Origin of the sequence: Hoylesella buccalis ATCC 35310 (assembly GCF_000177075.1) — a bacterium.
GTDB classification, from domain to species: domain Bacteria; phylum Bacteroidota; class Bacteroidia; order Bacteroidales; family Bacteroidaceae; genus Prevotella; species Prevotella buccalis.
Genome location: NZ_ADEG01000002.1, coordinates 1 through 19,399 on the forward strand (window position 1 = coordinate 1; position 19,399 = coordinate 19,399).

Consider the following 19,399-nt stretch of genomic DNA (forward strand, 5'->3'; position numbering starts at 1 on the left):
GACGCTCTAACCAACTGAACTACGGCCACCATGTATAAAAAACTTGCTTCCTCACTTGGAAGCGATTGCAAAGATAAGGGATTTATTTAATCCAGCCAAACAAATCCCTTATTTTTTATCTATTTTCTACTTTGCCGGTGTTGCCGGAGCTTTCGGAGCTGCGGGTGCCGACTGTGTTCCCTGTGTTGCAGGTGCTGCTTGTCCGCCAGCTGCCGGAGCTTGTTGCTGACTGGCACCAAATCCAGGCGTTGTGTTCGGGTTGGTGGTCTGTGTCTCCGTAGCGGTCTTCTCCAACACACTCTGACTGCTGGCTGAGTGAGGAGCCACATAAGCGCATGCTACGCTCAAGACAACCATGGCGATTGCCAAGCCCCAGGTAGCTTTTTCGATGACGTCGGTCGTTTTTCTAACGCCCATGATGGCGTTTGAAGATGAGAAGTTGGAAGCCAAACCGCCTCCTTTTGACTCTTGGATCAATACGATTCCCACCATCAACAAGGACGCAAGAACGATGAGTCCAACGAATAATGTGTACATCATTTTCTTATTTGTTTATTTTATTGTTTAATATTAATTTCTCTAAAAAACGTAATTGGTCTGCAAAGTAACTATTTTTTTTTGGATAATTCAAATTTAATCGCTGAATTATTTCCATTGCCTGTTCATATCTCCCCTGCTTGATGTATATTTTGGCCAGTGTCTCAGTGAAGTATCCCTCATCTGGTTCACTGTTCTCGTTTTCCTCTTGCAGTTCTGGAAGATATTCGGGCGTGTCGTTCAATTGGATGCGCCCATCGCCGCTTTTCTCTATGAAGCTGTCGATAAGTTCCTGACCTTTGAGGTGTAGTGAGGGTGACGACTCCTGTTGTTCCTCGCTATTTTCCACCTCCATTAGATAAGCCACATAGTCAACGGCAGCATCTGCTGGTGTTGGCTTGCGTTTCTTGCTGGTTTCCTCTTCATCGGCAGGAATGGTTTCGAGGAAGTTGTCAATCAGTGAGATGGTACGGTCGTCATCCACAGGTTGATTTTGTGGATTCTGTTTATCCTTGTCCGCCCGCTTGAGTTGATAATGAGCCGCCTCGATGAGATTGAAGAGAACCTTCCGATCGGTTAGATAGATGGCGGCTCGTCGCAGTTCTTCATCAAACGAAGAATCATGCAGAAGATACAGGTTTTGCAACATCAGCAACCTTGCCGTCTGATAATAAGGGTGAAGGGCAAGCAGGCTTCTCAGGTCATAGAGCGTCTCCTTGTCCATCGTTTCTGGATGTTTTATCAGTCGAGTCAGATCCATCTGTAGGTTGTTGATTGCTTGAAATTACCAGTTGGCTACGGTCGCATTGAAAATTTGGTCTGCAAGATCTTTCACCATTTGCGATACCAATTCTTCTTGTACCGAGTTCAGGTTCTGCGTTGTCTCGTACGACTTCGCGGATGAGAACTGTCTTTCAAAGTCTTCCGTATGGTTGACGTTATTGGTGAAGCGCACGTTCACCGTGAGAGTCAGCTCGGTTTGTGCGGAATGTCCTTCGCTGGAGACCGACTTGTTACGCTGCGTGTACGACACAATCTCGCCTTCTATCTTCAGGTCGCCATTACGCCTCACCTGCTGTAGACGGGTGTGGTTAGCAAAAACGTCTTTCAGTTCGTTGTTGAACATCGGTCCCATCGGTCCCCACACATAACTACTTCGTATGGGAAAGTCGACGATTTGAATGGTCTTGGTCTTGGTATAATCAATACTGGCACCATTAAACTTATAGCTAACCGAGCAAGCCATGAGCACACAGCCCACGACGAGGCTGATGATAAGGATGCTACATGTGTAGTGATATTTTCCTATTGCCATACCGTCAACTCTTGTCTAGTCCATATTGTTTAATTCTTCTATACAGCGTACGGTCAGATATACCGAGTTCCTGTGCAGCTTTCTTGCGGTTGCCACCATTACGTTCGAGGGCCTTCTCCACCATTTTTCGGCCGAGGTCGTTCAAGTTCAGGCTCTCGGGTTCGGTCACTTCCTCCACAATGGCATCCTCCGGATCGGCCGATGACCGTACGTTTGCCTGCGGTGCAGTTACCTGGGGGTGCTGCGGCATATTGGGATATCCTGCCAGTTTATTATCCAACGCTTGCACCTGTCCTTGATAAGCCACACCAACGTTTTGCTGTTGCGCCTCGTCAAGTTGCTTTCTAAGGCTGTTCATGTCCCGGCGGAGGTCACTCACGTTGCCCCTCAGTTCGTACAATATTTTATACAGTATCTCGCGCTCGCTTTCGTAGCTGTGCGATCCTTGTGACGAGATGGGTGCCAACTGAGTGCTTTCGGGATCGCGTGGGATGAACTGTTGCAACAGCTGTGCGTTAATTTTCCTGTCTTTCACCAACACCGACATCTGCTCTGTGATGTTCTTCAGCTGCCGAACGTTGCCCGGCCACTTGTAATTCAGCATCAGCTGTTTGGCGTCTTCGGTGAGACTAATCTTTGGCAGACGGTATTTCTCTGCCATCTGCATCGAGAACAAGCGGAACAGCAAGATAACGTCTTCCCCGCGATCACGCAGAGGAGGCATCTTGATGGGGATGGTGTTAAGACGATAATACAAGTCTTCTCTAAACCGTCCCTCACTGATAGCTTTAGGCATGTTCACGTTGGTGGCGGCCACTATGCGCACATCGGTCTTGCGAATCTCTTGTCCTCCCACGCGAATATATTCACCTGTTTCCAGCACACGCAGCAAGCGAGCTTGCGTAGCCAATGGCAGTTCGCCCACCTCGTCCAAGAAGATGGTGCCTTTGTTGGCTATGCCAAAATAGCCTTCGCTCTCACCGATGGCACCGGTGAACGACCCTTTCTCGTGTCCGAACAATTCACTGTCGATGGTTCCTTCAGGGATAGAGCCACAGTTGATTGCAAAATACCGTTCTCTTCTTCGAGGTGAATGGTCGTGAATAACACGCGGAACGATTTCTTTGCCCACGCCACTCTCTCCGAATATCAAGACCGACAGGTCAGTGGGTGCAACCTGAAGGGCCACATCCAGCGCATGGTTCAGCTCGTCAGAGTTGCCCACGATGCTGTAACGCTGCTTTACTTTCTGCAATTCCGAAGTGTTCATTGGTTGACAAAATTAAACAATTTATTCGAGATAGCCGCAAGGATGGCTGAGTTTTTATGCGCCATCACTCCACCTTATTATATAGCATCCATCTGTCTGTCCCTTCCATCCGGAGGGTCAAGGCGTGGCCTTCGTCTGATCCTGGCCCTTTCGTTCGTTAATCTTGATAAACAACAGTCCAATACCCGTCCACACCAACTCACGCAATCTGACCAGCAGAGCCACGAAGATACCTGCGCTGGCCGTCATGCCCAGGGCCGATACCGACATCAGGAAGCCACCCTCGCGCCCGCCCAATTGCAGGGGCATGAAGAACAATAGATTAGCAAACAACGACGTGAACGCCAACACCAGCACACAATGCAGATAGTCTACATGTGGCATGAGCACCATCAAGATGAACATCACCTCCAATGCTGACAAAAACCTGCATGCCATTTCCAACGCTACGGCCGACAAAAAAGTCTTGGGATTTTGCTGATGCAAGGCCGCAATTTGCCCGTCCACGGTGTCCAGCTGCTGCCTGTGTTTCTCCACGAAAGGCTGTGCCCACTTCTTGACAAACGGTATGTGTCGCAGCACATTCATCATGCGCACCGCCAATCCCTTCTGATATCCCACCAGAAAGAACCAAATACCCAGTCCACAGAACACAGCCGCGGCAGCCAATAATAGCCCCATCTTAACGGACATGGGCTGTGTGAGCAGGTACAACACGATGCAGACGGCCCAGAAACAAAAATGGGTAAAGATGTGTGTCATCACATAAAGAATCACCGATGACGACGCTCGCTCGGCTCCTATTCGTGGCGACAGCTCCATGATGCGGTAAGGCTCGCCACCCATCAATCCGCCAGGTGTGGCGTAATTGAGAGCGAATCCCGACACGGTAATCTTGTAGAGCCACCAAAAACCCACCTTCCCCTCTGGCTTCCCAGCTGCGTTGTCGTCACCACTTGTCGATTCTTGCGACGGATGAACAGGCTCACTGCTTCGGATGATCAGGTACCAAGCTGCGGTGTTGAACATATACAACACTGCCCATAAGGCAACAATAGCAAAGAACCAATAGCCAGCATGGGTCAACCCATTCCACACGTCGGTGAAATTGAGTTGGGTAACCATGATAACTAGTATGACTACCCCAAAGATGAAGAAGCCATTTTGATACTTACTTTTCATCTTTCTTTGGCTGACTGGCCTGCTGCTCGCCCTTCATCTGACGTTTGGGCGCATTGAAGCGACCCTTGCCACGGTCCTCACGGCGTTCATGATAAAGTTTGGGCAACGGATTTTTCATCGGCTCGTCATAGTTGAAGCGGTTGCGATAGATGTCGATGGCCAGATAAACGGCTTGCCGCAGTGGGTTCTCATTGATAACACCCTGACCGGCCACCTCGAACATTGGCGTATAATTGGTTTTGGTGCATACGATAGGCAGGTTGGCGATGGTGCTCACACCCTCTTCCAACGACAGCGTCTTAAAAGGCAACATGGCTTGGTCGTGATACATCGCTATGATGCCATCAAACGCATCATATTCGTTGGAGCCAAAGAACGTCTCGGCTGCATAAGGACCGAATGCGCACATGCCGGCATCCGAAAGCTTGGCAACGGCCGGACGAATGATTTCCTGTTCCTCTGCCCCATCGGCCTTCGGATTAAGACCCAGCACTGCAATGCGCGGGTTGGCGACACGCAGATCACGCTTCAAGGTGAGGTACAGGATAGCTGCCTTGTGAACAATGTTCTCTAACGTGATGTTCTCCATGGCCGCTTTCAGAGGTTGATCGTCGGCCACCACGGCCACGTGCATGAAGTCGTTCAGGTACAACGTGGTGGTTTGCTTCCCCTCTCCCAAGCAAGTCTGTAGGTAATTTTCCAAACTATCGAATGTAAGGTTGCCAAACTTAATGCCATCGGCGCTCATGGGAGCCGCCACCAGCACGTCGTAAACTCCTTCCCGATAATCGGTCATGGCACGGTCGAGGGCACGCACTGCCGCTTGTCCCGACTCTTCCGTAGGGGTTCCCAACTCCACTTTCACCTCGTCATCAAAGCAGGTCATCAGGTTGATTCTACCGTCGCACACCTCATCAGCCGTGTTGATGATGCTGAAGTTGGCCTGGATGTCCAGCGCCTTTCGGTGGTAAGCAGCGATTTTGGGCGACCCATAGATGATGGGCGTGCAGAGCTCTAACATCTCTGGAGCTGCGAAAGTTTTAAAAATTAGTTCATATCCGATACCGTTCGTATCACCGTGTGTAAGAGCCACACGAATTTTTCTGTTGTTCATAAGAGAATTTGTTTATATGTCACGGAGGTCATGAGTGACGGCTGTGGCCTATCCTCGCTCCCCCTATCTTTATTTCCGTTTCACGGTCAGCAGTACCGCTTCCATCTCACGCATCTTGTTGCGTTTGCCCATTTCGGGCGCATAGACGAAGGCATCGAGTACCAGTGACTTGCCTGCTACGCTGTCTTTGACGATGCGTCTCACCAACGGACCGCCCATGGCGTCGCCCACCATCTCCCACAGTCCACGCTGCAGCTGGCATGACTGTCTGCCGATTCTGACGTTTTCTTGTGTTATGGAGCGGGCCACGGTGCGCATGTACATGCGGTCGGTCTCGCCTTTCATGTTCGCTCTCAGCACACTGTCCATGCGTTCGGACGGCTGATTATCAATTCCGCTGAGTGTGTAGACACACAAATTCTGCATGCCCTGCGCCGTATTGTTGGACACCCAGAGGAAGTCTTTTCCCACCTTGTGGTAGATCATGTCCGCAGGCAGCAGTACGGTATAGTGGAACATCGAGTCGATGAGTCTTCCGCTCCGTACGGAATGCTTTCGCTGGAGCTGGAGAATGGCCGACAGATATTCGTTGGTCACCAGCAACTGCCTCACTCGTTGTTGGTTCGTGGCGATGAATTGCTTCAGGTCGTCGGTCGACCCCACGTCTACATATACAATCAATTGCGGCTGCGCATGGCGGTCACGTTCGATGTGGAGCGAGGGCTTGCCAAGCCATTTTCGGTTCCACCTCACCACCACGACATTGCGCGCCAGCAACAGCTTTCCCTTGAACCTAGCAGGCTCAACCTGCCGCACGTCGAACATCGGCTCACTTTGTGGCAGTGCCGGCATCGGCACCGACAACATGTGGCACACCAAACTGTCAACATCACCCATCACCAAAACCTCGTAAGGGTTCGCCGAGGCAGCGGGCAGCGGACGTTGCTGCTGCCCACAGGCTGTTAAGAGCAGCATGGCAGCAAGGGCAACTACCCAACTAAGCCTGCTCATGCGCCAGCTTTTTTAGCCGTACTCAACAGGCCACAGGCTGCGAAGATGTCCTGCCCACGACTGGCTCGGATGGTGGTGAAGACGCCATGCGACGTGAGGTAGTTGCGAAAGTTTTCCATCTTCTGCTCGTCGGCACCTTTCAATGGCACGTTCGGAATCTGATGGAAGCGTATCAAGTTGACGCGGCAGTCCAGTCCATGCAGCAGGTCGATGATTCTGCGGGCGTGCATCGGCGTGTCGTTCAGTCCGCCAAAGACGATGTATTCGAACGACAACCGGCGTTGGTGAGCAAAGTCGTAGCCGCGCAATAGGTCAACAATTTGCTCGATGGGCATGCCTTTCTCGGCGGGCATCAACATGCTGCGCTGTTCGGGCAGGGCCGAATGCAAACTGATGGCCACATGGCAATCGCTCTCATCAAGAAAGCGTTTCAGCTTGCCTTTCACGCCCACACTGCTCACAGTGATGCGCTTGGGACTCCAGGCATAGCCGTAATCGGCGGTCATCACCTGCGTTACCCTCAGTACATTGTCCAAATTATCCATCGGCTCACCCTGACCCATGAACACGATGTTGGTCAGCCTGTCACGTTCGGGCAGTGAGTACACCTGGTTGAGGATATCGGCATAGGTCAGATTACCTTCAAACCCCTGCTTGCCAGTCTGACAGAACAGGCAGTTCATCTTGCATCCCACCTGACAGGACACACACAGGGTGGCGCGGTCGTCATCGGGGATGAACACGGTTTCTACAAACTTTCCCGAGGCGGTTGGAAACAGATATTTGATGGTTCCGTCTTTCGAATACTGCGCATCGATGTGCGCCATGCAGCCAATTTCATATTCTTCGGCCAGCCGTTCACGGTTCGACTTCGAGATGTCGGTCATCTCGCCAATACTCGTCACCTGCCGCTGGTAGAGCCATTTAGCCATCTGTCCGCCTGCGAACGAAGGCATTCCCAACGCCTGAGCCACCTCTTTGAGCTCACTCAGCGTCATTCCCAACAGCTTTTTCTTACCAGTTTCCATTTTTGATCTTGTTTGTTAAATCGCCACCTGCCCTTTGCTGAAGACAGGCTTCGCCGCTGCAAAGTAAGTAATACTTGCTTTGCTTTCTGCTCGCACTATCTTTGCAAAGGTACACAAAAAGCCTGGAACATCCTACACCTAATATATAAAAACGAAAATTACAACCCAGATTCACGCAAAAAATCTGCTGTTTCAGCGAATTTTGCGTGACTAAACAGCCAAAGAATAAATTCTGCCAAAGATGAAAAAGCGAAGATGGCAGATGTTGGATGATTATGCCACCCTTCAAATGAAACCGTTTTTTGCGTGGAAAGCGATATATCACAACCCTACAAATTGTCCTTATTTTTTATCAGATTTATGGTCAAAATCGCCCAATAAAAAAGCACATTCTAGAAAAAATCAATAGGCTTACCAGGAGTAAAAGAACGATTTGGGAGGCAAGAAAAATCGTTTTCAACTTCAAAACGGGCATTTTAGGGGTTAAAAAGCATTGGATTAGAAGCACAACAAGCATGGTATTGAGGTGCAAAAGCATGTGAATTGAATGCCAATAGCTTTGCTTTTGTCGCAGATGTGCGTGAACAGCAGAGGACGAACAGGGATAAATGCGCATAAGAATCTGATTGTCAATAATATCCTAAAATCGCTCATATTTCTCGTATTTGCGCCTTACTACCCGTCTGTTGGCAAAAACGCAAAATATGGAAGGGTTGCTTGTCAAGATTATTCATCATCCAACACGATGATGGTTGGCATATTCTCGACGCCAACTTATCACTTCTATGATAGTCAGAAAGGCGGACGGTAAAAAAGTAGGTTGTTCATTTCTTTTTGTGGGCTTTTTGCACTATCTTTGCATAAGATAGGCTGCGGCTCAACAAAGTAAGTAAACTTCCTTTGTCTTCGGCTTGCACTAACTTTGCATAAAACAGGCTGCACCTCAGCAATTCAAACGCAGTTTGATTGCTTTCGGTTTGCGCTGTTTTTGCATAAGATAGGCTGTGCCTCAACAATTACAAACAAAAGCACAAGCTTATCTCGCTAAGAAACCAAATCCGTTCATGTAAAAACCAAAATAATGAGAGAAAATATAGACTGCTTCCTACCGTGCGACGACATCGCCGTGATGGAAAACACCCTTCACGACTTGCGACAGAGCAAGTGTGTACGACAAATTTATCTGATGGTTTCGGAACAGTTCACACAGGAAAAAGAAGTTCCCCACGACTGTTCACTGGTTCGTATCAACCGCCTCACGTCATCTGAGACGATGAGGAAAATGGGCCAATTAGCCACTGCCGAGTATATCCTACTCTGTCTAAAAACAACGCCATTCACGCTGGGATTTCATGCCATGGACCGGTGGCTGCGCGTGGCGGTCGACGCTGATGCCACCTGCGTGTACAGCGATCACTACATCAGTGCGGACGGAAAGCGGCAGCCGCATCCCGTGATTGATTACCAGGAGGGGAGCATCCGAGATGATTTTGATTTCGGACAGCTGCTGTTGCTGAAGACAGAGACCTGCAAAACATTCGCAGATCAAGCCGACAGGGACGATTACTTGTATGCCGGATTCTACGACCTGCGCCTCTTTCTCAGCACGCAAGGTACCATCTTCCACCTCGACGAAATGCTTTATACCGAGCAACAGGTAGACAACCGACTGAGCGGAGAGAAGCAGTTTGACTATGTGGACCCGAACAATCGGGAGGCGCAAACGGAGATGGAGCGCGCAGCCACGGCACACCTGACCACCCTGGGTGCCAAGATAGACACCACGGCATATAACCGACCCGATTTTGAAGAGCAGGACTTCGAGTTTGAAGCTTCGGTAATTATCCCTGTTTTCAACCGCGAAAAGACAATTTCTGATGCCATCAAGTCGGCATTCGCACAACAAACGACATTTCCTTTCAACGTAATAGTGGTAGACAACCATTCAACAGATGGTACCACCCGTATCGTGGAGGAATTGACCCGCACCCACCAACGACTGATTCACCTCATCCCCGAGCGTACCGACCTGGGCATTGGCGGCTGCTGGAACATGGCCGTAAACGACGAACGCTGTGGACGATTTGCCGTTCAGTTGGACAGCGACGACCTGTATTCGTCGCCACAAACACTGCAACGCTTAATAAACGCCTTCTATGAACAAGGAGCCGCCATGATGATAGGCAGCTACCGCCTGTGCGACTTCAATCTGCAAACAATACCACCTGGCCTTATCAGTCACAGCGAATGGACAGATGAGAATGGCCCAAACAATGCTCTTCGCATTAATGGACTTGGAGCTCCCAGAGCCTTTTTCACACCTTTGTTACGACAAATACAGGTACCCAACACCAGCTATGGCGAAGACTATGCGCTGGGACTGCTCTTCTCACGCAAATACAAGATTGGGCGTATCTTCGAAGAGTTGTATCTCTGTCGGCGATGGAATGGCAACAGCGACCATGATTTGAGCGTGGAGAAACAGAACCGGAACAACCAATACAAAGACCGACTGCGCACCTTGGAGATTCAGGCACGCCGACAAATGGTGAGCGGAAAGAGTGAAAGCATAGTAGAGAGCCAGTTGCACCGGTTCACCAACCGCCAACTGGAGGTTTGGGAAAGCGCCCATCAGCGGTTCAGAGAACTCAAACAAGTGGAGACCCGACAGCTGTTTTTGGGCGACAACAGCTTCACTATTCAGTTCAATCCAGCACGAATGGTGTCAACGGGTGCCAAGATTGACCACAAATCGTTGGCCGCCCGCCCTTGCTTCCTCTGCGAGAAAAACCGACCGGAAGAACAGATGACAAAAACGATTGACCAGGATTTTGAATTGCTCATCAATCCTTTCCCCATCCTGCCCGAACATTATACCATCCCACTTCGGAGGCATGAACCCCAACAAATAGCCCCGCATTATGCGGAAATATACAAGCTGCTGGATTACTTTCCCGAGCTGATGGTGTTCTACAACGGTCCGCGCTGTGGCGCATCGGCTCCCGATCATGCCCATTTCCAAGGCGGCAGCAGTGGCATCCTGCCTCTTCAGCAGGCATGGCAACGGCTTTCACACTCCTTAGAGCCTGTGATATCGCTGAATGAAGACGACCAGCTGGCTGTAGTCAAGGCATATCCGTGCCACGCCTTCGCCATCAAGTGCCGCTCAGGCAAGGCAGGTGAAAAGCTCTTCCGCGAACTGTATCGGGCCCTTCCCCTGCACGAAGGGGAAACGGAACCCATGATGAACATCGTGGCTTGGCGGCAGGATGAAGACTACATTTCGGTAGTATTCCCCAGAAAGAAGCACCGCCCCGACTGCTACTTCGCCGAGGGGGCAGACCAAATGCTCATCAGTCCTGGTGCCTTAGACATGGCCGGACTGATTATCACGCCTCGGAAAGAAGACTTTGAACGGCTCACGGCCGCACAACTCGAACACATTCTGTGCGAGATGAGCATCTCCCAGCAGGACATGCAACAGGTGTTGGACCGCCTGGCGAAAGCCTCAAGCGCAAAACAGCCCACCTTCGCAACCATTGAGAATCACCAAGAACCCAGCGTGTCGGTAGGAATCGTCAGTGCAGAGGAGATACGTTTCACGCTCAATAAGCCCTATTTGGCCAAAGGTGAGGTGGTGTCGGGCGAACAAACGGTGCGCTTCCACGAAGGCGGCATCGGTTGGAATGGCAATACTTACCGTGAGTTGACGTTTACGCCCCATCAAGCTGACGCATCGTTCACGCTCGATGACGTGACCATCGGCATCAACTTCCACTGGGAACGCAAAGAGTCGCAGACCTTCCCAGGCGTGTTACGCCTCATCGTGGACAGTGAGAAGATATGCGCCATCAACGAGCTACCGGTAGAAACCTACCTTGAGAGCGTCATCTCCAGCGAAATGAGCGCCACGGCCTCGCTTGAACTACTGAAGGCACATGCCGTCATCTCACGCAGCTGGCTGCTGGCTCAGATGGAGAAACGCCGCAACCTGAAAGAGTCGGCGAACAGCTTCTTCTCTTTCATTCGGAAAGATGACGAGCTGATTAAGTGGTACGACCGCGAAGATCACACGCTCTTCGACATGTGCGCAGACGACCACTGTCAGCGATATCAGGGCATCACAAAGGAGACGAGTCCCAACGTGGCCACCGCCATCCGCCGCACACGAGGGCAGATTCTGATGTCGGAGGGCGAGATATGTGATGCCCGCTTCAGTAAATGTTGTGGCGGCATCAGCGAAGAGTATGAGTATTGTTGGGAGGACGAGCATAAATCTTATCTTGAAGCCATACGCGACAACCGCCAACAACTGGAAGGAAGAGCCGAACCACTCATCGACCTGACAGTGGAGAAGAATGCCGAGAAATGGATACGTTCGGCACCCGAGGCCTTCTGCCACACCACCGACAAAAAGATTCTCTCGCAGGTGTTGAACGACTATGACCAAGAAACGGTCGACTTCTATCGATGGAAAGTGAGCTATACCCAAGCGGAACTGAAAGCGCTCATCGAGCAAAAGTCAAACATGATCTTTGGCAATATTCTTGACTTGGTGCCGCTGGAGCGAGGCAAGAGCGGACGCATATCCCGCCTGAAAATCATTGGCAGCGAGCTGACCTTCACCATCGGCAAGGAATTGGAGATAAGAAGAACGCTGTCGGAATCGCACTTGTACAGTTCGGCCTTCGTGGTTGACAAGGAGGATGTGGTTGATGGCGTACCACAAAGGTTTGTCCTCACCGGAGCTGGATGGGGTCACGGCGTGGGACTTTGTCAGATTGGTGCCGCCGTGATGGGTGAAGATGGATATGGTTACGATGAGATATTGACCCACTATTACCACCACGCCACCATCGAAAAACTATACGAATAACAGAGAGTAAACGGGAGTGAACGGAAGTAAGCTGGAGTTAATAGGAGTTATTGGGGTAAGCAGACAAATGCCTGTTTGGTAGGGAAACATCACTAAGTACCCGCTACATCGAACTATATAATATAAGGTAATGCCCGATAGCTCCAGTTAACTCACACTAACTCTCCTTAACTCCCAATAAGAACTACCAGAAACGAAAAGCTCCAATCAACTCGAGATGATAAAGATCAGCCATCACCTATTCAACTCTCCTATTGACCTCAACCACGAAGTTAAGGTTCCCTGGAAGTGGATGCCAACGTTGTACCTCTTCAAGGGGCTCACGTTTGTGATGCTGTTCTATTTTCCACTCGTGATTTTCAAGCGAATGGGAGTCGACAACGGAACGACAACCTTCTTCATCGCCTGGTTGATGTTGCCCGTCGCCATGCGTCCCGTGCTGTCCATTTTCGTGCAGACGGGGCATCGTAACCGCCTATGGATACTGCTTTCTGAAGCGCTAATCATCCTCTCCATTGCTGGCATGGCGCATGCTCTGAAAAGCGCATGGTGGCAGGAAGGCAGCATCATGTGCCTCGGGGTGATGGCCATTGCGCATGTTTTTCACGACATCGCCATCGACAAATTCAGTCTGCAGGCCATCAAACACCACCGCACTTCGTCGCTTCGTCTCTTCAAACTGACGTTCTACCTACTTTCTATGCTGTTGGTGTTGGGCATCATCGTGATGATAGGCGGCAACCTTGAGGTGGTGAATAGAAGTATACGCAGTTCATGGAGCACGGCATGCTACTGCCTCTGCGGCATTCTTTCCGTCGTACTGCTGTGGCACATCTTCATGATTCCACAGTCGGGTGCCGATGACAGAGAGCGAAAGATACGAGTGTCTGACATGTTCTACGCCTGTCTCAACACCAGTGCCGACCTCATCCGAACCCCGAGTTCGTGGCCGGGCATTCTCTTCCTGAGCATGTTTCTGCTGCCCTGTACGTTGCTCACGCCCGTTTCCATCCAGTTCATGCTCGACTTAGGAAGCAGCGGTGGACTTGCACTGTCGCCCCAAGAGTTTGGCTATGTACAAGGAACGGTGAGTGTATTCGGCCTCATCATCGGTGGCATGCTGGGCATCTGGCTTCTTCAGAAGGTTGGATTCAGCAATACACTCCCCCTCATGGCGTTTGCCACATGCATTCCCCCACTCTTCTACATTTATCTCAGCTATGCCCTACCCACGAACATTGGCTGGATAGCGTGCTGCGCATTCATCACCCAAATGGCCTGTGGATTCGGCTTATGCGCCTATATGCATTATCTTGTTTATTACAGTGAGGTAAAACGAGTGTCCACCTATGCCCTGTGCATGTCGCTGGCCACGGTGTCAGTCATGATTCCCATGATGCTCTCCGGCTCGCTTCAGCAAGCCCTTGGCTATCGTCGCTTTTTCATTCTCACCACCCTTTTGGGCATCTGTACCCTCATTACATCAGCTCTGGTGATGGTGGATAAAGAACTGACGGAGGAGGAAAACAAGCCAACTGAAAAGAAAACCATTCGGCAATGAGTAGCCGCTACGTTTTCGATGTATAAAAAAATTTTGAGGTTATTCTTTTTTGTCGTAACTTAGCACCTGATAATAACACCCAACGATATAACTAACTCACATTAAACTACCTACCATGATGAAAACGACAAAGATGTTGGCAACCGCCTTGTTGCTATCTGCCATCTGCTTATCAGGATGCGAAAAGCCGTCAATAGCAGAGGAGACAGACACCGGAGAACAAGAAACAAAAGACTTGTTTCACCTTTCTTTCCGTGTCGCCCAATTCGAACACATTCCTTTCAATCAAGCCGTAGACATGTCACGTGCCACCGATGTCAAGCAGGTTTGCACGCGTATCAGTTTGGCCCTGTTCAAGGATGGCGTGAAAGTAAAGAACATTCACCAAGACACGAAGGACACCCACTTCGGTCAGATTGACGTCACACTGCCAGCAGGAACTTACCAAGTGGTCGCTATTGCCCACAGTGGCAGCGGATCGGCCACCATCACATCGCCCGAAGAGATTTCATTTCCCAAGAACAAGATGACCGACACCTTTTATTATTGTCAAGAGGTGACGGTTGGAGGCAATGCGTCTTACCAACTCGAAATGAAGCGTGCCGTAGCCATGTTCAGACTGGTTACCACTGATGCCATACCAACAGCCGTCAAAACCATGAAGTTCTATTATACGGGCGGCAGCTCAACATTCAACGCGTTAACAGGCGTTGGTGCGAAAAACTCGCGCCAGACCGAAGAACGCACCGTGACAGATGCACAGCATGCAGCATATGGACAGTTTGACGTGTACACCTTTCCGCACACGCCCTCGGATGTGTTGAAGATCACGGTATCTGCATTAAACGCATCTGGCGATATCATTGCCGAGCACACTTTCGAAGAGGTTCCTGTCAAAGTAAATGAGATCACGCAATACAAAGGCTTGTTCTTTCAAGGCACCACACCAGCAGATGCCAATATATTTTCTTTTTCCGTCCAAGACGAATGGACGAAAAAAGAATACACTTATTAATGGGTACCCTTCAAGAATGATATTTTTATAGCTCAACCAGACAGATTTTTGGAAAGATTTTTCTACCTTTGGCCCAGCTTTCCAAAAAGAGGATACTATGTCGTCTATTCGAAATTTCAAAGACATGGCCAGTCAGCTGGCCCAAAAAGGTGTACGAAAAAGAACAGCGGTTATATGTGCAACCGACGAATCTACACAGCAGTCGGTCGCCATGGCCATTCAGCAAGGATGGATGGAAGCAGTCATGATAGGCTGCACCGACCAGGTTAAACAAAGCCAACCCTTGATGGCGTGCTCGCAACATCTATCGTTCATAGAAGCAGCGAATGATCAAGAAGCAGCCGAAAAGGCCGTAGCGATGGTCAAAGAAGGCACGGTAGACATCATTATGAAAGGCCTTATCAGCACGGATGTCGTTATCCGAGCCATCCTCGACAAAGAGAAAGGCATTTTACCCGCTGGAAACGTGCTCACACATGTGACTGCCGCATCCATTCCCGACTATCACAAACTGCTGTTCTTCACCGATGCTGCGGTGATACCTTACCCTACACAAGAACAGCGTTTCATGCAAATCAAGTATATTACTCGACTTTGTCACCAGTTTGGCATCACTCAACCCAAGGTGGCCCTGATACACTGCTCAGAGAAAGTCAACGCCAAACATTTTCCATTCACTGCTGGTTACGCCAGTTTGATAGAGCAAGCGAAGGCCGGAGCCTTTGGACCTTGCATCGTAGACGGCCCGCTCGACTTGAAAGTTTCCTGCAACCTGCACAGCATGCAGGTCAAACACATCGACTCACCCATACAGGGATCGGCTGATGCGTTGGTGTTCCCGGATATTGAAGCCGGAAACTTGTTCTACAAAACCATTACCCTGTTTGCCCATGGCGAAACGGCTTGCATGCTGCAAGGCACCCAATGTCCCGTCGTTCTCCCGTCAAGAGGCGATGATGTCATGTCCAAATTCAACAGTCTGGCGCTGGCCTGCCTCCATTGTTAGCACGCCGTTGCACCTGATTTCTACAGAAATAATCAATTTATGTTCCACATATTAAGCATCAACCCCGGCTCTACATCCACCAAGATAGCCGTTTTTGAAGATGAACAGATGCTGTTCACCCGTAACATCAAACACTATGTTGCCGAATTAAGCCAGTTTGACCAGCCCATGGATCAGCTGGAATACCGTCGGCAACTGGTTATAGACACCCTCAAGCAGATGGAGGTACCGTTCAATTTCAACGCCGTCATCGGCCGCGGTGGCTTGGCCAAACCTGTGGAGAGTGGCGTATACGAGGTAAACGAACGCATGCTCGAGCTGACACGCAACGCCCTACACCAGCATGCGTGCGACTTAGGTTGCCTCATCGCTTACGACATTGCGAAGGCCATTCCGGGCTGTTTGCCCTTGATCGCCGACCCCGGCGTGGTGGACGAGCTGTCGCCTTTGGCCAAAATCAGCGGCTCTCCCCTCTTACCGCGCTATTGTATCTGGCACGCACTGAACCAGAAAGCCATCGCCCGACGATATGCACGAGACATCGGCAAACGCTATGAAGACCTTAATCTTATCATCTGTCATCTGGGGGGCGGCATCTCCATTGCAGCCCACGAACATGGCCGAGCCATCGATGCCAACAACGCCTTGGGGGGCGAGGGGCCTTTCTCTCCCGAGCGAGCCGGCTCACTACCAGTGGCCGACCTGATACGCTTGTGCTTCAGTGGCAAGTACACCATGGAGCAACTCATTAAGAACGTCACGACAGAAACGGGACTTCGAGCGCATCTGGGCACCAACGACGTGAAAGAAATCCTACAGCGCATCGACCAGGGCGACCAGCATGCGCAGCTCATCCTTGACGCCATGCTGTTCCACACAGCCAAAGCCATCGCCTCAGAGGCAGCCGTGCTATACGGAAAAGTAGACGCCATTCTGCTCACCGGAGGCATCGCTTATTCCGACTATGTGGTGAACAAGCTGAAAGAACGTTTAGACTTTCTGGCACCCGTCATCACCTATCCCGGCGAAAACGAGATGCAGGCCATGAGCAACAACGCCCTTGCCGTGCTGCGGGGAGAGCTGAAGACGAAAGAATACCATTAAGTCGAAAGCACTCGAATGTTGCAAAGCGGCGATGTATCGACGGAGAGATTGTGCCTACAACGTGTGTAACAAACGAACTCCACAAACGCATTTGGCTCTTTTGAGGTGCCAAGGAAAGAGCTTGCACCTTGAGAGACAAACGAAAATCATCCCACTAAGACAGATATATTGTAATGGGATGACAAACAGTAGGCATCCATTAACACCCTAAATGCGAAAAGACTGGCAGCCGCCAAAGCAGCTACCAGTCTTTTCTTTTTAGTGGACTTGCGGAGATTCGAACTCCGGTCCGCACAAGGAAACCATACGTTTTCTACATGCTTATTTCAGCCTTCGGTTTTCGTGCCACAGCAAGACCTGAACCACCAACTGTGACCTTATCCTCTAAATTTCACCCTTGCACCGAGGCGTACACGGGCTATTTCCGATTTACCTGCACCGCTTGACCCTCAGATTCGGAACAACATCCTTAGAGCAGTGTCTCGTTCCATCATCTAATGACGGAATAAAGCTAATAATCTACTATACTTCGATTAAGCAGCGAGAGCGTAATTATTTTCGCCAATTAATTCTTTGATAACTGAGATTTAGGAGCCAGCCACCGAAGCTCCGCATGCTTACATACCATTTCGACTTGCCGTCAAATCCATACAAGCCCAGGATGTAGAATGCAAAGATACATCTTTTTTCTTAACTTCATCCACTTTCCCGCAAAAAGTTTTTCCTTGACGGAGAGAAAATGCTTACATTTTTCAGGAAATTTCCGCCCGTGATTCACAAAAACAATGTACCTTTGTGGAAATTAACCACTTCGTGAACATAACGACAACAATCAAATAACAATACAATGAACAAACTTTTTTCATTTTTTCTGTTCACTTTCCTGGGCCTCAACGCATGGGCCGGCAAGATAGTGACTGACAGTATTCACAGCAATGTGCTGGATAGTACGATGACCTACAATGTCTATTTGCCCACAGGATATGAACTGTCATCACAAAAGTATCCCATTGTTTACTTGCTGCATGGGCTGTATGGCACTTATAAAGATTGGGCTTCGAAGGCAAACATGAAAGAAGTAGCCGACGAATTGATAGAGTCTCAGGAGGCTGTACCCATGGTGATTATTATGCCCAATGCAGGAAATCCCGATGTAAGGAATCAGTGGAATGGCTATTTCAACATGCCTGGTTGGAACTATGAAACGTTCTTCTTCACTGAACTGTTGCCCACCGTAGAGAAGAAATACCGCGCCATAGGCGATAAAGCCCACCGCGCCATCATGGGACTCTCGATGGGTGGAGGCGGTAGTACGGTGTATTGCCAACGCCATCCCGACCTATTCTCGTCATGCTATGCCATGAGTGCTTGGTTAGACAATAAAGAACCAGAGGTTGCCCCACATGGGAAGGACAAATTGTATTATGTCTCTAAATCGGTGCGTGACCATTCGGCAATTGATTTCATCACGAACGCTGACGAAACAACGAAACAACAGTTGCGCTCTGTTCGCTGGTTTTTCGATTGCGGAGATGATGATTATTTGGTAGAACTGTCCTTTAAGATTCACCAACTCTATGCCAAAGCGGGCATCAAAAGCGAACTTCGCATCAGAAACGGTGTACACAACTGGGAATATTGGCACGGCTGTCTGCGCACAGCCTTACCGTTCGCCTCCATCGACTTCCGCAGATAACTGACAAACAAGGAGGGTGCCACACCTATGTCTTGCCAAAGCCTGGCTGCAACGGTGCATAGCCCCTCCATTCTAAACTCATTGAGTTTGGTGGTCAATCTCAATGGGTTTGACCTACAATCTGCATGACTTTAGGGTGTAAACTCAATGTTTTTTTCTACCTTTGCAAAAAGTACATTCAAATGAGAAATACAAACATCATCATGACAAAACATTTCATTCATCCAGCCATCCTTTTCATGACACTCATGCTCTTCCCAACGCTTGGTTGGGCTGAGGGCATCAAACTCCTACATGGTCCTTATCTGGACATGGTACAGGAAGACAACGCCACCATTGTTTGGGTAGCAGACAAACCCTCTGTAGGATGGGTTGAAGTGGCACCCGACGACGGCACTGACTCCTATTCGGTGGCACGTCCCAAGTTCCACGACACAAACATCGGCATCAAACGCACAAGCCTAATCCACTCTGTGAAGTTGACCAACCTAAAGCCAGGCACTCGATACCGCTACCGCGTATACGCCCAAGACTACCCCATTCTCGTCAATTCAAACAACAGAAGCGTGACAGCCCAAACTGGAAATGGGCAACTGGATGTCAAGGTTCTTGACTTGAACGGAAAAACTACTTTCCACAAAACCTATTCCGCATGCTGAAACAGATGGCTCCTGCGATGAAGTC

General features: G+C 49.8%; 15 protein-coding genes and 1 other RNA gene. 7 read left to right on the forward strand and 9 right to left on the reverse strand.

Annotated features, from left to right (window positions below; genetic code table 11):
* Positions 1 to 126 precede the first annotated feature (126 nt).
* From secG to rlmN, 8 genes are all read right to left on the reverse strand, one after another.
* A complete protein-coding gene (secG, locus tag HMPREF0650_RS00015; protein WP_169308976.1) occupies positions 127 to 537 on the reverse strand; it encodes a preprotein translocase subunit SecG in 411 nt (136 codons plus the stop codon).
* Between the two features lie 7 nt (positions 538 to 544).
* Complete coding sequence (locus HMPREF0650_RS00020; RefSeq protein ID WP_004347313.1) at positions 545 to 1,297, reverse strand: DUF8458 domain-containing protein; 753 nt, start codon at positions 1,295 to 1,297, stop codon at positions 545 to 547.
* Between the two features lie 24 nt (positions 1,298 to 1,321).
* Positions 1,322 to 1,783, reverse strand: coding sequence for an LptE family protein (locus HMPREF0650_RS00025; RefSeq protein WP_375342082.1), 462 nt, complete (start codon positions 1,781 to 1,783; stop codon positions 1,322 to 1,324).
* 73 nt (positions 1,784 to 1,856) lie between these two features.
* Positions 1,857 to 3,122: a sigma-54 interaction domain-containing protein gene (locus HMPREF0650_RS00030; protein ID WP_004347317.1), complete on the reverse strand. Its 1,266-nt coding sequence runs from the start codon at positions 3,120 to 3,122 to the stop codon at positions 1,857 to 1,859.
* 117 nt (positions 3,123 to 3,239) lie between these two features.
* A complete protein-coding gene (locus tag HMPREF0650_RS00035; RefSeq protein WP_004347318.1) occupies positions 3,240 to 4,304 on the reverse strand; it encodes a lysylphosphatidylglycerol synthase transmembrane domain-containing protein in 1,065 nt (354 codons plus the stop codon).
* Complete coding sequence (locus HMPREF0650_RS00040; protein ID WP_004347319.1) at positions 4,294 to 5,418, reverse strand: PdxA family dehydrogenase; 1,125 nt, start codon at positions 5,416 to 5,418, stop codon at positions 4,294 to 4,296. Before HMPREF0650_RS00040 ends, HMPREF0650_RS00035 begins: the two co-directional genes overlap by 11 nt.
* Before the next feature lie 69 nt (positions 5,419 to 5,487).
* A complete protein-coding gene (locus tag HMPREF0650_RS00045; protein ID WP_004347320.1) occupies positions 5,488 to 6,429 on the reverse strand; it encodes a DUF4837 family protein in 942 nt (313 codons plus the stop codon).
* A complete protein-coding gene (gene rlmN / locus HMPREF0650_RS00050; protein WP_004347322.1) occupies positions 6,426 to 7,457 on the reverse strand; it encodes a dual-specificity RNA methyltransferase RlmN in 1,032 nt (343 codons plus the stop codon). The genes HMPREF0650_RS00045 and rlmN overlap by 4 nt, the downstream gene beginning before the upstream one ends.
* 1,081 nt (positions 7,458 to 8,538) lie before the next feature.
* On the opposite strand from rlmN, the gene HMPREF0650_RS12515 reads away from it, so the two are divergent.
* The 5 genes from HMPREF0650_RS12515 (at position 8,539) to buk (ending at position 17,019) form a co-directional block, all read left to right on the forward strand.
* A complete protein-coding gene (locus HMPREF0650_RS12515; protein ID WP_004347323.1) occupies positions 8,539 to 12,333 on the forward strand; it encodes a DUF4922 domain-containing protein in 3,795 nt (1,264 codons plus the stop codon).
* 217 nt (positions 12,334 to 12,550) lie between these two features.
* The gene (locus HMPREF0650_RS00065; protein ID WP_004347325.1) at positions 12,551 to 13,894 is read left to right on the forward strand and encodes an MFS transporter; all 1,344 of its coding nucleotides are present in this window, start codon (positions 12,551 to 12,553) and stop codon (positions 13,892 to 13,894) included.
* 115 nt (positions 13,895 to 14,009) lie between these two features.
* On the forward strand, positions 14,010 to 14,909 hold the full coding sequence (locus HMPREF0650_RS00070) for a DUF6562 domain-containing protein (RefSeq protein ID WP_004347326.1): 900 nt from the start codon (positions 14,010 to 14,012) through the stop codon (positions 14,907 to 14,909).
* 97 nt (positions 14,910 to 15,006) lie between these two features.
* Complete coding sequence (locus HMPREF0650_RS00075; protein WP_040561836.1) at positions 15,007 to 15,915, forward strand: phosphate acyltransferase; 909 nt, start codon at positions 15,007 to 15,009, stop codon at positions 15,913 to 15,915.
* 39 nt (positions 15,916 to 15,954) lie between these two features.
* Entirely contained in the window at positions 15,955 to 17,019 is a 1,065-nt protein-coding gene (gene buk, locus HMPREF0650_RS00080) for a butyrate kinase (RefSeq protein WP_004347329.1), read from the forward strand.
* 259 nt (positions 17,020 to 17,278) lie between these two features.
* On the opposite strand, the gene ssrA is transcribed toward buk, so the two are convergent.
* Positions 17,279 to 17,677, reverse strand: a transfer-messenger RNA (tmRNA) gene (ssrA, locus tag HMPREF0650_RS12520).
* 189 nt (positions 17,678 to 17,866) lie between these two features.
* On the opposite strand from ssrA, the gene HMPREF0650_RS00085 reads away from it, so the two are divergent.
* Positions 17,867 to 18,715: an alpha/beta hydrolase gene (locus HMPREF0650_RS00085; protein ID WP_004347332.1), complete on the forward strand. Its 849-nt coding sequence runs from the start codon at positions 17,867 to 17,869 to the stop codon at positions 18,713 to 18,715.
* 182 nt (positions 18,716 to 18,897) lie between these two features.
* Positions 18,898 to 19,374 (forward strand): fibronectin type III domain-containing protein, encoded by a 477-nt coding sequence (locus HMPREF0650_RS00090; protein ID WP_004347333.1) that lies wholly within the window; start codon positions 18,898 to 18,900, stop codon positions 19,372 to 19,374.
* The last annotated feature ends 25 nt before the right edge of the window (positions 19,375 to 19,399 follow it).

What these genes read in the sequence shown, in the direction of transcription:
- secG (WP_169308976.1), bottom strand. Translation starts at nt 537, where the DNA reads ATGTACACATTATTCGTTGGACTCATCGTTCTTGCGTCCTTGTTGATG.
- HMPREF0650_RS00020 (WP_004347313.1), bottom strand. Translation starts at nt 1,297, where the DNA reads ATGGATCTGACTCGACTGATAAAACATCCAGAAACGATGGACAAGGAG.
- HMPREF0650_RS00025 (WP_375342082.1), bottom strand. Translation starts at nt 1,783, where the DNA reads ATGGCTTGCTCGGTTAGCTATAAGTTTAATGGTGCCAGTATTGATTAT.
- HMPREF0650_RS00030 (WP_004347317.1), bottom strand. Translation starts at nt 3,122, where the DNA reads ATGAACACTTCGGAATTGCAGAAAGTAAAGCAGCGTTACAGCATCGTG.
- HMPREF0650_RS00035 (WP_004347318.1), bottom strand. Translation starts at nt 4,304, where the DNA reads ATGAAAAGTAAGTATCAAAATGGCTTCTTCATCTTTGGGGTAGTCATA.
- HMPREF0650_RS00040 (WP_004347319.1), bottom strand. Translation starts at nt 5,418, where the DNA reads ATGAACAACAGAAAAATTCGTGTGGCTCTTACACACGGTGATACGAAC.
- HMPREF0650_RS00045 (WP_004347320.1), bottom strand. Translation starts at nt 6,429, where the DNA reads ATGAGCAGGCTTAGTTGGGTAGTTGCCCTTGCTGCCATGCTGCTCTTA.
- rlmN (WP_004347322.1), bottom strand. Translation starts at nt 7,457, where the DNA reads ATGGAAACTGGTAAGAAAAAGCTGTTGGGAATGACGCTGAGTGAGCTC.
- HMPREF0650_RS12515 (WP_004347323.1), top strand. Translation starts at nt 8,539, where the DNA reads ATGAGAGAAAATATAGACTGCTTCCTACCGTGCGACGACATCGCCGTG.
- HMPREF0650_RS00065 (WP_004347325.1), top strand. Translation starts at nt 12,551, where the DNA reads ATGATAAAGATCAGCCATCACCTATTCAACTCTCCTATTGACCTCAAC.
- HMPREF0650_RS00070 (WP_004347326.1), top strand. Translation starts at nt 14,010, where the DNA reads ATGATGAAAACGACAAAGATGTTGGCAACCGCCTTGTTGCTATCTGCC.
- HMPREF0650_RS00075 (WP_040561836.1), top strand. Translation starts at nt 15,007, where the DNA reads ATGTCGTCTATTCGAAATTTCAAAGACATGGCCAGTCAGCTGGCCCAA.
- buk (WP_004347329.1), top strand. Translation starts at nt 15,955, where the DNA reads ATGTTCCACATATTAAGCATCAACCCCGGCTCTACATCCACCAAGATA.
- HMPREF0650_RS00085 (WP_004347332.1), top strand. Translation starts at nt 17,867, where the DNA reads ATGAACAAACTTTTTTCATTTTTTCTGTTCACTTTCCTGGGCCTCAAC.
- HMPREF0650_RS00090 (WP_004347333.1), top strand. Translation starts at nt 18,898, where the DNA reads ATGAGAAATACAAACATCATCATGACAAAACATTTCATTCATCCAGCC.